Source organism: Rhodococcus sp. NPDC003383 (genome assembly GCF_053589115.1).
Window position 1 is genome coordinate 35,570 of the sequence record NZ_JBSFRG010000011.1, and the last position, 15,432, is coordinate 51,001.

Consider the following 15,432-nt stretch of genomic DNA (forward strand, 5'->3'; position numbering starts at 1 on the left):
GTGCTCGGCCCGCCGGGGCCGTCCGGCCCGGGTACCTGCGCCAACTGTAGTCCTCAGATCCGCACGATCGACGTCAGCGGGTGCTTCGCGAGCCGTGCGCGTCCGGCCAGCGCCTCGATCTCGGTCACGACCGACACCGCGACCACGTCCGCACCCGCTTCCTCGAGCAACTGCACGGTCGCGGCGAGGGTGCCGCCGGTGGCCAGGACGTCGTCGACGACGAATACCCGGCGACCCTCGAGGGCAATCGAATCGCCCGGAATCTCGATGGATGCGGAGCCGTACTCGAGGGAGTACTCGCAGGTGCGCACCGGCGGCGGAAGCTTGCCGGCCTTGCGCACCGCCAGGACCCCGACCCCGAGTTCGCGGGCGATGCCGCCGCCGAGGAGGAAGCCCCGCGCGTCGACGCCGGCCACCAGTTCCGCGCCCTCCGCGACGGCCGCCAGCGCGGCGATCACCGCACCGAAGGCCGGACCGTCCGCGAACACCGGGGTGAGGTCCGCGAAGCGCACACCGGGCGTCGGAAAGTCGTCGACCCACCGGGTCCGTTCGGTCACCGCGGTCGCGGCGCGTTCGAGGAGGACAGGGTCGACGGTTCCGTGGATGCTCACCTGGTCAGTATCCACCGGTCCATGTTCCAGCCCGCACCCGCGGTCGTCGGATTCGCGACGGCGACGTGCATCCCGGACGCAAGCGTGGTGGTGCGGGGCTGCGCGAACAGCGGCACCGTCGGCATCTCGTTCCACAGGATCGTCTCGGCTTCACCGGCCAGGGCGGCCACCGCGGCATTGTCCGAGGTGACGAGCAGCGCGTCGAGGATCTCGTCGACGCGGCGGTTTGCGAAACCACCGACGTTGCCGCCGGTCCCGGAGTGCAGGGCGCCGCGGGCGTCGGCCATGTCGGCGGTACCGCCGGCCCCGGCGACCGCGGCCGTGCCGGCGAGGACGGCATCGAGCTGTCCCGCCGTCAGTTGTGACGGCGTGAACGTCTCGGATCCGGCGTCGACGACCTCGATACCGGCGTCGCGGCACGACTCGGCGATCAGTTCCACGGTCCGGGCGCGACGCGGGTCGGGCCCGAGATAGCCGACCCGGACGGTGATCCGCTCCTGGCCGTCGGCGGCGAGTTCGCGCTTCGCCGCCTCCCGGTCGACCTGGGCGTACCGGGAAGCGGTTCCGGCCACGCCGGGATACAGCGGGGAATCCGCCGAGAGGATCCGGGAATCGACCGGTCCGGCACCGAGCCCCGCGTCCGGCGCGTCGGCGACCGTTCCGAGCTGGTCGAACAGTTCCCCGCGGGGAATGCACAACGCGAACGCGCGCCGCGCCGCCGGGTTCGCGAACACGCCCTTGGTGGCGAGTGTCAGCTGCTCGACGTTGCGCGAGGGCACCGTCGACACGGTGGCCCCGTCCCCGGCGCCGATGCCCTCGAGGGCACCGTCGGCGCTGTCGACGACGTGGATCCGGCCGTCCTCGGACGCGGTCGATGCGGCGGTGCCACGCGGCCACACCACGATCGTGTCCGTGGCTGGGCGGTTGCCCCACCAGCGTTCGTTCGCGACGAGGACGAGACCGTCCTCGGCCGTGTAGGACTCGATGCGATACGGCCCGGCCGACGGCAGCAGCGAGAGGTCGAGCGCTCCGGGGGTCAGGTTCCAGCCGGTGTTCCAGAAGTCCGCCATCCGACGCACCGCGTCGAGGTCACCGCCGTTGATCGCCGCGACCGGGTCGGCGACCCCGGACACCCGGGCCACCACGTGCGAGGGCAGCAGCTCGGTGGCCCCGAACAGCGACTTCCAGTCCGTGTCGGAGCGGTCCGCACGGAAGACGACGGTCGCGTCCTTCGAACCGGGCTGGCAGTCGACCCGCTCGATGTCGGCGTATCCGCCGCGCTGCGCCGAGTCGAACACGTTCACCACGGCACCGGTTTCGTCCGGGGCGGTGAAACGGCCGGACGCCGCAGCCCACGCCAGCACGAGGTCGTCGCAGCTCATCGGCACCCCGTCGGAGTACACCGAATCCGCGGCGAGCCGGTACTGGACGGTGAGCCGATCGGCGGGCATGACGGTGGCGGTACCGAGGTCGGTGTCGGCGACGACGCGGCCGGCCGGCCCCACATAGCCGAAGCCGGGCTGCACGCGCGCGAGCGCCTGCCGCGCACCCGACGCGGCACCGTCGACGGTGTTGGCGTTGTAGGTGGTGACGGTCCCGTCGATCGCGTAGCCGATCGAGTGCAGCGGTTCGTCGGAGGAGCCGCAGGCCACGGCTCCGGCCGCGACCGCGGTCACCGCCGCAGCGGTGACCACGGTCCGGAGCGACCGTCGTAGTCGTCGGGTGCGCTGGGTCCGTTCGGTTGCCGCCATGTCAGGGCCTTCTCTTGCCGCGCTTCCCCGTCGGCCGCGCGCCGGGTCTCGGCGCACGCTGCGCCGGCGCGGTCGGCTGCCGGTGCACCGCGTGCGCGCCGGAGCGATCCGGAACCGATACCGGCTCGGCGTCGACCACAGCGGCCGCGGTCGCGGCCCGGCCGGCGGCGGCCTCCCGCTTGGCGAGCACCTTCCTGGTGTGCGCAGCGATCGGGCCGCGCCACTCCTTCAGCGTCACCAGCAGCGGCGTCGCGAAGAAGATCGACGAGTAGGCACCGACGACGATGCCGACCAGCTGCACGAGCGCCAGGTCCTTGAGCGTGCCGACGCCGAGGAGCCACACCGCGATCACCATCAGCGCGATCACCGGCAGCACCGAGATGATCGTGGTGTTGATCGACCGCATCAGCGTCTGGTTGACGGCCAGGTTCGCCTGTTCGGCATAGGTGCGCCGATGCAGGTGCAGGATGCCGCGGGTGTTCTCCTCGACCTTGTCGAACACGACGACCGAGTCGTACAGCGAGAAACCGAGGATGGTGAGCAGACCGATGACGGTCGCGGGCGAGACCTCGAAGCCGACCAGCGAATAGATGCCCGCGGTGACGATCATGTCGAAGAACAACGCCGCGATCGCCGCGATCGCCATGTCCCGCTCGTAGCGCACGGCGATGTAGACGCTGACGATCACGAGGAACACCACGAGCGCGATCAGCGCCTTCTTGGTGATCTGCCCGCCCCACGTCTCGCTCACGTCGGCGACGCTGATGGTGTTGCGGGAGGGGACGCCGTCGCTGTCGGTCGGCTGGAACTCCTCGAACAATGCCGACTGCAGGGCGTTGACCTGCACGAGATCGAGCGCCTCGGAGCGGATCTGGATGGTCGCGCCGGCACCCGAACCGACGGTCTGCACCGCCACCGGCTCCGTGCCGAGCGTGTCGCTGTAGACCGTCTCGACCTGTTCGGTGGTCACGCCCTCGACCGCGGGCATCTGGATTCGCGTGCCGCCCTCGAAGTCGATACCCCAGGAGAAGCCTCGGATGAGCATGCTCAGCAGCGCGACGAGCACGATCGCGCCGGTGAGCACGTAGTAGAACTTGCGGCGTCCGACGATGTCGAAACCACCGGTGCCGGTGTAGAGGCGGGACAGTCCACTGTGGTGCGGTGCCGTCGTCGTGTCGGTCATCGTCACGCCTCCTTCGCCGAGGCCGCTGCGAGCTGACGCTCACGCGCCACCTGCTGGATGGCGCCGAGTCCGTTGACACTCGGCTTGGACCAGAACTTCGAGGTCGATGCCAGATGCACCAGGGGCCAGGTCACCAGGAACACGACGACCACGTCGAGGATGGTGGTCAGGCCGAGAGTGAAGGCGAACCCGCGCACCTGCCCGACGGCGAGGAAGTACAGCACCGCCGCGGCGATGAAGCTGACCGCGTTTCCGGACAGGATCGTCCGGCGGGCACGCGCCCAACCGCGCGGTACCGCGGATCGGAAGCTGCGGCCCTCGCGGATCTCGTCCTTGATGCGTTCGAAGAACACCACAAACGAGTCGGCCGTCATGCCGATACCGATGATGAGGCCGGCGATACCGGCCAGGTCGAGCGTGTAGCCGATGTAGCGGCCGAGCAGCACCATGATCGCGTACACGGCCAGGCCGGAGAGCACCAGCGACAGCGCGGTGAGCAGTCCGAGCATGCGGTAGTACGCGAGGCAGTACAGCAGCACCAGCACGAGACCGACCGCACCGGCGATCAGGCCGGCCTGCAACGACGCGAATCCGAGCGTCGCGGAGACGGTTTCGGCTTCGGAGGCCACGAACGAGAGCGGCAGCGAACCGTACTTGAGGGTGTTCGCCAGTTCGGTGGCCTGGGTGTTGGTGAAGTTGCCGGTGATCGACGTGGCGCTGCCGGCGGGCGTCGCGCCCTGGATGACGGGTGCGCTGACGACCTTCGAGTCGAGCGTGAACGCGGCCTGCTGGCCGATGTTCGCGGCGGTGAACTGCGCCCACGTGTTGCTGCCCTCGCTGTCGAAGGTCAGGCTGACCTCGTAGCGGGACTGCTGGCTGTTGAAACCGGCCGTGGCGTCGGTGATCTGCTGACCGTCGATGATGCTGGGGCCGAGCAGGTAGACGGAGGTGCCGTCGGTCGAGCACGCGACGAGCGGCAGGGCCGGATCGTCGTTGCCGGCGAGCGGATCGGCGACCGAGCAGTCCAGGGACATCGCGGCCTGCTGCTGGGTCGCGGGATCCTCGCTCTGCCGCAGCGCCTTCGCGGCGGCGATGTCCGCGGCGGCCTGCGCCTGCGGGTCGAGCTCACCGCCGGCCGGTGCCTCCGGAGCGGGTGCGGGGGTGGCGGTGGGTTCCGGTGCGACCGGCGTGTCGGTCGGCTCCTGGGCCGGGAACGGCCGGCCCTGCGGCTCGGGGTTCTCCGGTGCCGGATTCTCGGGCGCCTGATTCTCCGGTGCGGGCTCGACCGGGGCCGGCTCCGCCGGGGACTGGGTCGGGTTCTGGGTCTCCGGGTTCTGCGCCTCGGGGTTCTCCCCCCTGGTGTTCGCGCTGGCGATCGGGCCACCGAGGACCGGCCGGATGTAGAGCCGCGCGGTCTGGCCGAGGGTCTTGGCCTGCGCGCTGTCGTCGCCGGGCACCGTGATGACCAGGTTGTCGCCGTCGACGACGACCTCGGACCCGGACACGCCGAGGCCGTTGACGCGGGTCTCGATGATCTGCTGCGCCTGCCGGAGGCTGTCCTGGCTCGGGCTGCTGCCGTCCGGTGTGCGGGCGGTGAGCGTGACGCGGGTGCCGCCCTGGAGGTCGATACCGAGTTTCGGTGTCGGCGACTTGTCCCCGGTGAAGAAGACCAGTGCATACAGCGCCACCAGGATCGCCCCGAACAGGGCGAGGGAACGCGCTGGATGCACCGATCCGTTGGAAGGTGCCACGGTCAGTCAGTCTCCTCGTAACGAGTGAGTGGTTCGGTGGTGGCGGTCGCAGTGACCGCTGCGCGACGCCACCCGAGACCACTCCGGTGCCGCCGCCCGATGAAGATCAGTATTCGGTGGGACGACCCGCCGGCGGATCGGTGTCGTCGTCCTTGCCGAACGAGACCGTACCGGTATCGGTGTTACCGGTGGTACCGGTGGTGTCCTCGAGCTTCTCCCGGACCACCATGCGTGCCCACGTGGTGACGACGCCGGGCGCGATCTCGAGATCGACGGTGGTGTCGGACAGCGCCACGACCGTCGCGTGCAGGCCCGCCGTCGTCGCCACCCGGTCACCGATGCGCAGCGAATCCTGCAGCTCCGTGACCTTCTGCATTTCCTTCTTCTGACGCCGGATTCCGAGGAACGTGGGCACCAGCAGTGCAAGGATCAAGAGCGGGAAGAGCAGTTCCATCGTTGAAGTCAGTCCTCGGTATCGATTGACGAGCGGCCTCCGCGTGCCGACGCAATAGACCAGTGTGCCATCACCCGCCGAGCGGATGGTGGGCCCGTCACCCGGGCCGCGCGGTCAGTCCCCGTCGAACAGGTCGAGTTGCGGTTCGCGCGCACGCACCTCGATGCCGCCGGTTGCGGCCTCGGGCGGAGGTGTCAGACCGAGCTGCAGCCATGCGGCCTGCGTCGCGACCCGCCCGCGCGGCGTGCGGGCGATCATCCCCGCGCGCACCAGGAACGGTTCGCACACCTCCTCGACCGTGGCCGGTTCCTCACCGACCGCGACCGCGAGGGTGGACACCCCGACCGGTCCCCCGCCGAAGCTGCGCACCAGGGCTCCGAGCACGGCGCGGTCCAGCCGGTCCAGGCCGATCGGATCGACGTCGTAGACCGCCAGCGCCGCCTGGGCGATCTCGCGGGTGACGACCCCGTCGGAACGCACGTCGGCGTAGTCCCGGACGCGCCGCAGCAACCGGTTCGCGATACGGGGAGTGCCGCGGGACCGGCCGGCGATCTCGGCACCGGCATCCTCGCGCAGGTCGATGCCCAGCAGCCGGGCCGAACGATGCAGGATCTGCTGCAGTTCGGCGGGTTCGTAGAAGTCCATGTGCGCGGTGAACCCGAAGCGGTCGCGCAGGGGGCCGGTCAGCGAACCGGAACGGGTGGTCGCGCCGACCAGCGTGAAGGGGGCGACCTCGAGCGGGATCGACGTGGCTCCGGGTCCCTTGCCGACGACGACGTCGACCCGGAAGTCCTCCATCGCGAGGTACAGCATCTCCTCGGCGGGCCGGGCGATGCGGTGGATCTCGTCGATGAACAGCACGTCGCCCTCCGCGAGGTTGGAGAGCATCGCAGCGAGGTCGCCCGCACGTTCGAGCGCCGGGCCGGACGTGAGCCGCAGCGACGTGCCGAGCTCGGCGGCGATGATCATCGCCATGGAGGTCTTGCCGAGGCCGGGCGGTCCCGACAGCAGGATGTGGTCGGGGGTTCCGCCCCGAAGCTTGGCCGCCCGCAGCACGAGCTGCAGCTGTTCCCGCACCCGCGGCTGGCCGATGAAGTCGTCGAGGCTCTTCGGCCGCAGGCTCGTCTCGATGTCGCTGTCGGACGGCAGGTGCCGCGCGGTCACCGGCGACGGTTCGTCCCGGTCGGTGGAGTGGGCGCGGTCGAATTCGCGGTATTCGTCGGTCATCGCGACCTACCGAGCAGCTTGAGCGCGGCACGCAGCGCCGTGGACACCTCCGCGCCCGGATCCTCCGCGAGCACGGTGTCGGTGGCCGGTTCGGCCTGCTTCGCGGTGAATCCGAGCCCCACCAGCGCCTCGACGATCTGGTCGCGGATCGGCGACGCCGAGGCCGCCGTCGTCGTCTCGCCGGCACCCGCGAACGCCGCGACCTTGTCGCGCAGTTCGACGATCATGCGTTCGGCGCCGCGTTTGCCGATGCCCGGGACACGAGTGAGGGCGGTCGTGTTGCCCTCGGCGAGCGCGGCGCGCAACGCGTCGGGTTCCAGAACCGCGAGGGTGGCCATCGCCAGCCGCGGGCCGACCCCGGACACGGTCTGCAGCAGCCCGAACAGCTCGCGCGCCTCGGTGTTCGCGAACCCGTAGAGCGTCATCGAGTCCTCGCGCACGATCATCGCGGTGACCAGCCGGGTCTCGTCGCCCCGGCGCAGCGTGCCGAGGGTCGCCGGTGTCGCGTTGATCCGGTAGCCGATGCCGCCGGCCTCGATGACGACATGGTCGAGGGCGATGTCCAGTACCTCGCCGCGCACCGACCCGATCACTGGCCACCTGCCTTCCGCGCGGCCGCCTGCTCACGCAGCCGCTCTTCGTATCGTCGTTTCTGAGCGGCCGCCATGGCCTCGGCCGCCGCGAGGCGCGCGAGCATCGGTGCGCGCCAGCAGTGCGCGACCGCCAGCGCCAGCGCGTCCGCGGCATCCGCCGGTTTGGGTGCCGAGTCGAGCTCGAGGATGCGGGTGATCATGGCGGTCACCTGCTTCTTGTCGGCGCTGCCGTTGCCCGTCACGGCAGCCTTGACCTCGCTCGGGGTGTGGAACATGACGGGGATCGACCGGCGGGCCGCGGCGAGGGCCACGACACCACCCGCTTGCGCGGTTCCCATCGCGGTGCGCACGTTGTGCTGCGAGAACACCCGTTCCACGGCGACCACGTCGGGCCGGTAGCGGTCCATCCACTCCTCGGCGGATTCGGAGATCCGCAGCAGACGCTGCGCGAGATCGAGGTCGGTGGGGGTCCGCACGACCCCGACGGCCACCGGATGGACCTCGCGGCCGCGTCCGGTGTCCACCACGCCGAGTCCGCAGCGGGTCAGGCCGGGATCGACACCCATGACACGCACCCGACCACCTCTCACCGCCACGAACATCTGTTCGAGAGCATAGTCGTCGGGGCTGCGCGTCGGCAGTGCGACACGCAGCCCCGGCGGGACGAAGACCGTGGCTCAGGCGTCGAGCTCGGCCAGCACCTCGTCCGAGACGTCGACATTGGTGTAGACGTTCTGCACGTCGTCGCAGTCCTCGAGCGCGTCGACCAGCTTGAACACCTTGCGGGCGCCCTCGGCGTCGACGGGCACCTCGACCGACGCCCGGAAGTCCGGGTCGGCCGAGTCGTAGTCGATTCCGGCCTCGACCAGCGCCGTCCGCACCGGAATCAGGTCGGAGGCCTCGGAGACGATCTCGAAGCTGTCGCCCAGGTCGTTGATCTCCTCGGCGCCGGCTTCGAGGACGACCTCGAGGATCTCGTCCTCGGTGCGGCCGTTCTTCTCCAGCACGACGACGCCCTTGCGGGTGAACAGGTACGACACCGAACCCGGGTCCGCCATGTTGCCGCCGTTGCGGGTCATCGCGGTGCGCACCTCACCGGCCGCGCGGTTGCGGTTGTCGGTCAGGCACTCGATGAGGATGGCGACACCGTTGGGGCCGTAGCCCTCGTAGGTGATGGTCTGCCAGTCGGCACCGCCGGCCTCTTCGCCACCGCCGCGCTTGCGGGCGCGTTCGATGTTGTCGTTGGGGACCGAGCTCTTCTTCGCCTTCTGGATCGCGTCGAACAACGTCGGGTTGCCGGCGGGGTCACTACCACCCGTGCGGGCCGCCACCTCGATGTTCTTGATCAGCTTCGCGAACATCTTGCCGCGCTTGGCGTCGATGACCGCCTTCTTGTGCTTGGTGGTGGCCCATTTGGAGTGGCCGCTCATTCGCTTCGAGCCCCTTCCGGCGAGGTGAAGTCGGCATGCACCGACAGGTCGGAACAGAGATTCTACTCCGGGGCTACCGGGCTTTCCGGACCGCGTCCACGAACATGCGGTGCACCCGCAGGTCCCCGGTGACCTCGGGGTGGAAGGACGTCGCCATCACCACTCCCTGCCGCACCGCGACGACCCGCCCCGCCGCCGGCCCGTCGGGCACCGCCGCGAGCACTTCCACACCGGCACCGACCTTTTCGACCCAGGGTGCGCGGATGAACACCGCACGCACCGGACCGTCGTCGATACCGAGCACCTCGAGATCCGTCTCGAACGAGTCGACCTGGCGGCCGAACGCGTTGCGGCGCACCGTGATGTCGAGCGCGTCGAGATGCTCGGCGTCGGGCCGGGTATCGAGGACCTCCGAGGCGAGCAGGATCATGCCCGCACACGAACCGAATGCGGGCAGTCCGTCCCGCAGCCGCGCCCGCAACGGCTCGAGCAGATCGAACACCTGCAGCAGGCGGCTCATCGTCGTCGATTCGCCGCCGGGGATCACCACGCCGTCGACGCTGTCGAGTTCGCTCGCGCGGCGCAACGCGATCGTGTGCGCGCCGGCCGCGTCGAGTGCGGCCCGGTGTTCACGGACGTCGCCCTGCAACGCCAGCACGCCGATGGTCGGTGTCGTACCCACGGAAAACTACCTGCCTGTTCGTTGTGCCGCCGGGTCTCCCCGGCGGGATGTGTTCACGATTCGCGCAGGTAGCGGGTCAATCCTTCCTGCACGACCGCGGCGACCATGTTGCCGTTCCGGTCGAAGATCCGGCCCTGCGTCAGCGCGCGCCCGAACCCGGCGGACGGGGACGTCTGGTCGTAGAGCAGCCAGTCGTCGGCGCGGAACGGACGCATGAACCACATCGCGTGGTCGAGCGAGGCGCCCTGCGTCTTCTCGTCGGGATGGGCGACACTGGCCGATCCCAGCAGCGTCATGTCGCTCATGTACGCGAGGGTGCACACGTGGAAGACGGGGTCGTCCGGCAGTGCCTCGCGGGAGCGGAACCACACCTGCTGCTGGGACGCCCAGCGGCTCGAGGTGTCCATCTGCTCCCGCGGAACGAACCGGAACTCCCATTCGGCCCATTCGATCCGCGCCCAGTGCACCGTCGGGTCGTCGACCAGGTCCGGGTCGGGCAGATCCTCGGGCATCGGGACCCGCGGCATGGTGTCCTGATGCTCGATTCCCCGCTCGTCCACGTGGAACGACGCCGACATCGTGAAGATCGCCTTGCCGTCCTGCACCGCGGTCACCCGGCGGGTGCAGAACGACCGTCCGTCGCGGATGCGATCGACGAGATAGACGATCTGCATCGTCGGGTTGCCGGGCCGTAGGAAGTAGCCGTGCAGCGAATGCACTTCGAACGCGGGATCGACGGTCCGCACCGCGGAAACCAGCGCCTGACCCGCGACCTGCCCGCCGAACGTCCGCGGCAGCAACGTCTCCGTCGCGATGCCCCGGAAGATGTCCTTCTCGATCTGTTCGAGCGCCAGGATCTCTTCGATCTTCGCCATGCCCGCCCCTTCCACTGTGCGGTCCAAGGCTATATCGCCTCCCTCACCGCACGGTGACGGGAACCGTCACCGTGCGCTCACGGGTGGGCGATCACCAGCCGCGCTCGGCGAGCCGGTGCGGCTGCGGGATCTCGTCGACGTTGATGCCGACCATCGCCTCGCCGAGACCGCGGGAAACCTTCGCGAGCACGTCCGGGTCGTCGAAGAAGGTGGTGGCCTTGACGATCGCGGCTGCGCGCTGGGCCGGGTTGCCGGACTTGAAGATGCCTGAGCCGACGAAGACACCCTCGGCGCCGAGCTGCATCATCATCGCGGCATCGGCGGGAGTCGCGATACCACCGGCGGTGAACAGCGTGACGGGCAGCTTGCCTGCCTTGGCGACCTCGACGACCAGGTCGTACGGGGCCTGCAGTTCCTTCGCCGCGACGTACAGTTCGTCCTCCGGCAGCGACGTGAGCCGGCGGATCTCCTGCCGGATCCTGCGCATGTGGGTGGTGGCGTTCGAGACGTCGCCGGTACCGGCCTCGCCCTTCGAACGGATCATCGCCGCACCTTCGTTGATGCGGCGCAGCGCCTCCCCGAGGTTCGTGGCGCCACACACGAACGGCACCGTGAAGGCGAACTTGTCGATGTGGTTCTCGTAGTCGGCCGGCGTCAGCACCTCCGACTCGTCGATGTAGTCCACACCGAGGGACTGCAGGATCTGTGCCTCGACGAAGTGACCGATGCGGGCCTTGGCCATCACCGGGATCGACACGGCCGAGATGATGCCGTCGATCATGTCCGGGTCGCTCATCCGGGAGACGCCGCCCTGGGCACGAATGTCGGCCGGCACCCGCTCGAGCGCCATGACCGCGACGGCGCCCGCGTCCTCGGCGATCTTTGCCTGCTCGGGAGTGACGACGTCCATGATCACGCCGCCCTTGAGCATCTCGGCCATGCCGCGCTTGACGCGGGCGGTGCCGGTGGCGGGGGCGGATTCGGGGGTGCTCACAGCGAACTCCTACACGTGTGGTCTGTCGGTCGGCAGCCGCCGGAACACCGTGGTCCTGGACGGGTTCCGTGGCCAGAAGGAGCCTATGACCGCACCCGGCGCCCCACCGATAGCCAGTCGCGGAGACCTGGCCTTGTGCTCCCGGTCACCGCGTCCCCGAGGGGCCGGTCACCGGATCGCGCGCACCTCGGGTTCGGTGCGCCGCACGGCCACGTCCCGGGCCTCCCCGAGCAGATCCGCCAGGTCCTGCGGGTACACCGGTTCACCGCGCTGCTGCAGTCCGTGGATCTCGTCGGCGGTGAACCAGCGGGGCTCGAGCCCCATCGCCCGCTCGAGGTCGGTGAAACCCGCGTCCCCGGCCACGAACACCGGTGCCTGCAACGCGAAGAACAACTCCTCCGAGCGGATCACCTCACCGTTGAACGGGAACACCGCGACCCGACGCCACATCGGACCGGCGAGCCGATCCGGGTCGGTCACCAGCCCCGTTTCCTCCTTCAGCTCCCGCACCGCCGCCTCGCGCAGCGACTCCCCCACCTCGACGGCTCCGCCGACGGTGAACCAGAAGTGCACGTCCGGGGTGGTCGGATCGTTTCCGCGCAGCAGCAGCACCCGACCCTCGTCGTCGAAGAGGACGACCCGCGCCGAGGTGCGGGTCTCGTCCGGCATGCGGGAGGTCCGGGCGGAGGCGCCGGAGCGTTCGGCGATCTCGAAGAACGTCGGGAGCGGTGCGGTACCACCGAGATGCAGCCACCGCACCGGGCGGCGGGTGCGCAGCGCGAGGGTGTCACGGACCGCGTCGTTGTGGAAGCGCCGGGCGATCATGACGCGGGCCTCGGCGTCGGCCAGCTCGGCGACCAGCTGGGGTCGCAACCGTTCGCTGTCGATCGTCGTGAGCATGGACGACAGCGCGTTCTCGGCGGTCTCTCGGTGCTCCCGGTCCGCGCGTTCGGCACGATCGGCGAGGGCGGCGAGACGTTTGCCGTCCGCGGCCGGGACCGACGCGGCGATGCTGCGCACCACCACCGCCCGGCGGGCCAGCGCCGCGTCGAGCGCCTGCCACGACAGATCCGACCGCACGTGCAGCCGGTCGAGCCGGTTCGCGGTCGTGTACGCCCACAGTCCCAGGCCGACGACCACTGCCGCGATCACGGAGAGGACGAGAATCGTCACCGCACTGAGTGTCACGAGCGGACCTCCCGTACCCGTCCGGCCCCGACCGTCACCGTCTCGTAGACCCGCAGGATCTGCTCGGCCACCACGGGCCAGTCGTAGGTTCCGACCACCGAGGATCCCTCGGCGACCAGGTCGGCGCGGCGGGCGTCGTCGGCGAGAACCTCGAGGATGCCCTCGGCGAGCGCGTCGGAGTCCCCGACCGGCACCAGCACACCCGCACGACCGTCGCGCAGCACCCGGCGGAACGCGTCGAGTTCACTGGCGACGACCGCGGTCCCGGCCGCCATCGCCTCCACCAGCACGATCCCGAAGCTCTCGCCGCCGAGGTTCGGGGCGCAGTACACATCGGCACTGCGCATCGCCGACGCCTTCTCGGCGTCGCTGACCTGCCCGAGCAGCCGCAGGTGCTTCGCGAGACGTCCGGCTTCCTTGCGGAGCTTGTCCTCGTCGCCGCGGCCGACAACGAGCACCTCGAGGTCGGGATACTTCCCGACGAGCGTCGGCAGCGCGCCGAGCAGCACGGCCATGCCCTTGCGGGGTTCGTCGTAGCGGCCCAGGAACAGCACCGTCCGGCCGGCCCGGGGATAGCCGGGCAGCAGCGGGGCGTGCGCGAAGAACGGCACGTCGACGCCGTTGGGGATCTCCACGGCATCCCCGCCGAGCGAGGTCACCTGCCAGCGGCGGGCCAGTTCCGACACCGCGATGCGGCCGCTGATCTTCTCCAGATACGGCTGCAGGACACCCTGGAACGTGCTGAGCACCAGCGATTTCGTCGTGGAGGTGTGGAAGGTCGCGACGATCGGGCCCTCGGCCACCTTCAGGGCCAGCATCGACAGGCTCGGCGCGTTCGGTTCGTGGATGTGCAGGACGTCGAAGTCGTTGTCGTTGATCCAGCGCCGCACCCGGGCGTAGGACACCGGTCCGAAGCTCAGCCGCGCCACCGACCCGTTGTACGGGATGGCGACGGCCCGTCCGGCCGAGACCACGAACGGCGGCAGCACCGTGTCCTCCGAGGCCGGCGCGAGCACGCTGACCTTGTGGCCGCGTTCGATCAGCACCTGGGCCAGATCCACGACGTGTGCCTGTACTCCGCCCGGTACGTCGAACGAATACGGGCAGACCATGCCGATCCTCAACTACGCCTCCATCCGGGCGCGCCGCTCGGCCGACAGGTCGTCGAGCCACAGCGGCTGCAGCATGTGCCAGTCTGCTGGGTGTTCGGCGATGTCGGCGGCGAACCGATCCGCGAGGGCCTGGGTGGCCGCCTCCAGCCCGCCGGTCACGTCGATCTCCGGGTGCACCCGGAACCCCCAGCCGTCGATGGTGAACCAGCAGTGCACCGGCAGCAGCGCGGCACCGGTCTCGACGGCGAGCTTCGCGGGACCGGCGGGCATCCGGGTGGGTTCGCCGAAGAACGTCACCGGCACACCCTTGCGAGCCAGGTCGCGTTCCCCGAGCAGAGCCACGATCCGATTGTCACGCAGGCGTGCGGACAATTCGACGAAAGGCGGGCTCTCGCCACCCGAGAGCGGGAACACCTCGAACCCGAGATGTTCGCGGTAGTCGACGAAACGCTGGTACAGCGACTCCGGGCGCAAGCGCTCGGCGACCGTCGAGAACTGCCCGTAGGTGCGGGCACACCACACCCCGGCCATGTCCCAGTTGCCGCTGTGCGGCAGGGCCAGGATCGCGCCGCGCCCGGCGGTCAGGGCCGCCTCGATGTGCTCGCGGCCCTCGATCGACGAGTCGATGGCCGCGGCGGTCGCGTCGAGGTCCATCGACGGCAACCGGAACGCCTCGCGCCAGTACCGCGCGTAGGAACGCATCGACCGGCGGATCAGGTCGTCCGGCACGTGTTCCGGGGCGACGCCGAGCACGCGGGCGAGATTGCGGCGCAACTGCTGCGGGCCGCCGTTCCGCCGGGCGGCGATGTCGGCGCCGGTGTCGAACAGGACGCGCGCGACCCGGTCAGGGAGCGCGCGCACCAGCCGCCATCCGGCGCCGTATCCGAGATCGGTCAGGCGCTCGGCGGACGTCATGCGGCTTCTCCGTCGGTGCCGGTGGCCGGTGCCGGGGTTATCGGCAGCAGTTCCCGGGCGCCGGGCGAACGACGCACGGCGATGACCCGCTGGAAGACGGTGATCACCGAGCCGGCCGCGAGCAGCCACATCGCGACGTGGATGGCCCAGTCGATCCCGAGACCGGTGAAGCCGGCGCCGACGAGCACGATGATCAACCGGTCCGGGCGCTCGATCAGGCCGCCGTCGGCGGACAGCCCGCTCGCCTCCGCCCGCGCCTTCGCATACGAGATGACCTGGGACGACACGAGGCAGATCAGCGTGGCGACGAGCAGCGGACGGCTCTGTTCGTCGTAGACCGCCCACCAGGCCAGGCCCGCGAAGATCGCGCCGTCCGCGACTCGGTCGCAGGTGGCGTCGAGAACCGCGCCGAACCGGGTGCCACCGCCACGCGCCCGGGCCATGGCCCCGTCGAGCATGTCGAACATCACGAACAGCCAGATGACCATCGTGCCCCAGAACAGCTGCCCCATCGGAAACAGCGTGAGGGCGGCGGCGATCGTCGCGACCGTGCCGATCAGCGTCACCGCGTCGGGAGTCAGGCCGGTGCGGATCAATGCCCTGCCGAGCGGCGCGGTGACCTTCGACACCGATGCCCGCCCGAAGAAGCTCAGCATCTCGCGACCC

16 protein-coding genes are annotated in these 15,432 nt (G+C 70.0%); all 16 read right to left on the reverse strand.

Going from position 1 to position 15,432, the window contains the following annotated elements; genetic code table 11:
- Positions 1 to 53: 53 nt before the first annotated feature.
- Complete coding sequence (locus tag ACWDTS_RS12080; RefSeq protein ID WP_450109167.1) at positions 54 to 611, reverse strand: adenine phosphoribosyltransferase; 558 nt, start codon at positions 609 to 611, stop codon at positions 54 to 56.
- A complete protein-coding gene (locus ACWDTS_RS12085; RefSeq protein WP_450109166.1) occupies positions 608 to 2,362 on the reverse strand; it encodes an ABC transporter substrate-binding protein in 1,755 nt (584 codons plus the stop codon). Before ACWDTS_RS12085 ends, ACWDTS_RS12080 begins: the two co-directional genes overlap by 4 nt.
- Before the next feature lies 1 nt (position 2,363).
- Positions 2,364 to 3,545, reverse strand: coding sequence for a protein translocase subunit SecF (gene secF, locus ACWDTS_RS12090; RefSeq protein WP_248676528.1), 1,182 nt, complete (start codon positions 3,543 to 3,545; stop codon positions 2,364 to 2,366).
- Between the two features lie 2 nt (positions 3,546 to 3,547).
- On the reverse strand, positions 3,548 to 5,296 hold the full coding sequence (gene secD, locus ACWDTS_RS12095) for a protein translocase subunit SecD (protein ID WP_197252509.1): 1,749 nt from the start codon (positions 5,294 to 5,296) through the stop codon (positions 3,548 to 3,550).
- A gap of 106 nt (positions 5,297 to 5,402) precedes the next feature.
- A complete protein-coding gene (gene yajC / locus ACWDTS_RS12100; protein WP_197252510.1) occupies positions 5,403 to 5,750 on the reverse strand; it encodes a preprotein translocase subunit YajC in 348 nt (115 codons plus the stop codon).
- A gap of 114 nt (positions 5,751 to 5,864) precedes the next feature.
- On the reverse strand, positions 5,865 to 6,977 hold the full coding sequence (gene ruvB, locus ACWDTS_RS12105; RefSeq protein WP_197252511.1) for a Holliday junction branch migration DNA helicase RuvB: 1,113 nt from the start codon (positions 6,975 to 6,977) through the stop codon (positions 5,865 to 5,867).
- Positions 6,974 to 7,570 (reverse strand): Holliday junction branch migration protein RuvA, encoded by a 597-nt coding sequence (gene ruvA, locus ACWDTS_RS12110; RefSeq protein WP_197252512.1) that lies wholly within the window; start codon positions 7,568 to 7,570, stop codon positions 6,974 to 6,976. The genes ruvB and ruvA overlap by 4 nt, the downstream gene beginning before the upstream one ends.
- On the reverse strand, positions 7,567 to 8,145 hold the full coding sequence (gene ruvC / locus ACWDTS_RS12115; RefSeq protein ID WP_248676529.1) for a crossover junction endodeoxyribonuclease RuvC: 579 nt from the start codon (positions 8,143 to 8,145) through the stop codon (positions 7,567 to 7,569). The genes ruvA and ruvC overlap by 4 nt, the downstream gene beginning before the upstream one ends.
- 102 nt (positions 8,146 to 8,247) lie before the next feature.
- Positions 8,248 to 9,000, reverse strand: a complete 753-nt coding sequence (locus ACWDTS_RS12120) for a YebC/PmpR family DNA-binding transcriptional regulator (RefSeq protein ID WP_197252514.1) — start codon at positions 8,998 to 9,000, stop codon at positions 8,248 to 8,250.
- A gap of 73 nt (positions 9,001 to 9,073) precedes the next feature.
- Positions 9,074 to 9,682 carry a pyridoxal 5'-phosphate synthase glutaminase subunit PdxT gene (pdxT, locus tag ACWDTS_RS12125; protein WP_197252515.1) on the reverse strand — a complete coding sequence of 203 codons (609 nt, stop codon included), beginning with the start codon at positions 9,680 to 9,682 and terminating at the stop codon, positions 9,074 to 9,076.
- 53 nt (positions 9,683 to 9,735) lie between these two features.
- Positions 9,736 to 10,557 carry an acyl-CoA thioesterase gene (locus ACWDTS_RS12130; RefSeq protein ID WP_197252516.1) on the reverse strand — a complete coding sequence of 274 codons (822 nt, stop codon included), beginning with the start codon at positions 10,555 to 10,557 and terminating at the stop codon, positions 9,736 to 9,738.
- 91 nt (positions 10,558 to 10,648) lie between these two features.
- Positions 10,649 to 11,551, reverse strand: a complete 903-nt coding sequence (gene pdxS, locus ACWDTS_RS12135) for a pyridoxal 5'-phosphate synthase lyase subunit PdxS (RefSeq protein WP_197252517.1) — start codon at positions 11,549 to 11,551, stop codon at positions 10,649 to 10,651.
- A gap of 168 nt (positions 11,552 to 11,719) precedes the next feature.
- Positions 11,720 to 12,739, reverse strand: coding sequence for an NUDIX hydrolase (locus ACWDTS_RS12140; protein ID WP_450118260.1), 1,020 nt, complete (start codon positions 12,737 to 12,739; stop codon positions 11,720 to 11,722).
- A complete protein-coding gene (locus ACWDTS_RS12145; RefSeq protein WP_248676670.1) occupies positions 12,736 to 13,863 on the reverse strand; it encodes a glycosyltransferase family 4 protein in 1,128 nt (375 codons plus the stop codon). The genes ACWDTS_RS12140 and ACWDTS_RS12145 overlap by 4 nt, the downstream gene beginning before the upstream one ends.
- Positions 13,864 to 14,766: a phosphatidylinositol mannoside acyltransferase gene (locus ACWDTS_RS12150; protein ID WP_197252519.1), complete on the reverse strand. Its 903-nt coding sequence runs from the start codon at positions 14,764 to 14,766 to the stop codon at positions 13,864 to 13,866.
- Positions 14,763 to 15,422 carry a phosphatidylinositol phosphate synthase gene (gene pgsA / locus ACWDTS_RS12155; RefSeq protein ID WP_450118261.1) on the reverse strand — a complete coding sequence of 220 codons (660 nt, stop codon included), beginning with the start codon at positions 15,420 to 15,422 and terminating at the stop codon, positions 14,763 to 14,765. The genes ACWDTS_RS12150 and pgsA overlap by 4 nt, the downstream gene beginning before the upstream one ends.
- Between the last annotated feature and the right edge of the window lie 10 nt (positions 15,423 to 15,432).

What these genes read in the sequence shown, in the direction of transcription:
- secF (WP_248676528.1), bottom strand. Translation starts at nt 3,545, where the DNA reads ATGACCGACACGACGACGGCACCGCACCACAGTGGACTGTCCCGCCTC.
- yajC (WP_197252510.1), bottom strand. Translation starts at nt 5,750, where the DNA reads ATGGAACTGCTCTTCCCGCTCTTGATCCTTGCACTGCTGGTGCCCACG.
- ACWDTS_RS12150 (WP_197252519.1), bottom strand. Translation starts at nt 14,766, where the DNA reads ATGACGTCCGCCGAGCGCCTGACCGATCTCGGATACGGCGCCGGATGG.
- ACWDTS_RS12085 (WP_450109166.1), bottom strand. Translation starts at nt 2,362, where the DNA reads ATGGCGGCAACCGAACGGACCCAGCGCACCCGACGACTACGACGGTCG.
- ACWDTS_RS12130 (WP_197252516.1), bottom strand. Translation starts at nt 10,557, where the DNA reads ATGGCGAAGATCGAAGAGATCCTGGCGCTCGAACAGATCGAGAAGGAC.
- ACWDTS_RS12120 (WP_197252514.1), bottom strand. Translation starts at nt 9,000, where the DNA reads ATGAGCGGCCACTCCAAATGGGCCACCACCAAGCACAAGAAGGCGGTC.
- ruvB (WP_197252511.1), bottom strand. Translation starts at nt 6,977, where the DNA reads ATGACCGACGAATACCGCGAATTCGACCGCGCCCACTCCACCGACCGG.
- pgsA (WP_450118261.1), bottom strand. Translation starts at nt 15,422, where the DNA reads ATGCTGAGCTTCTTCGGGCGGGCATCGGTGTCGAAGGTCACCGCGCCG.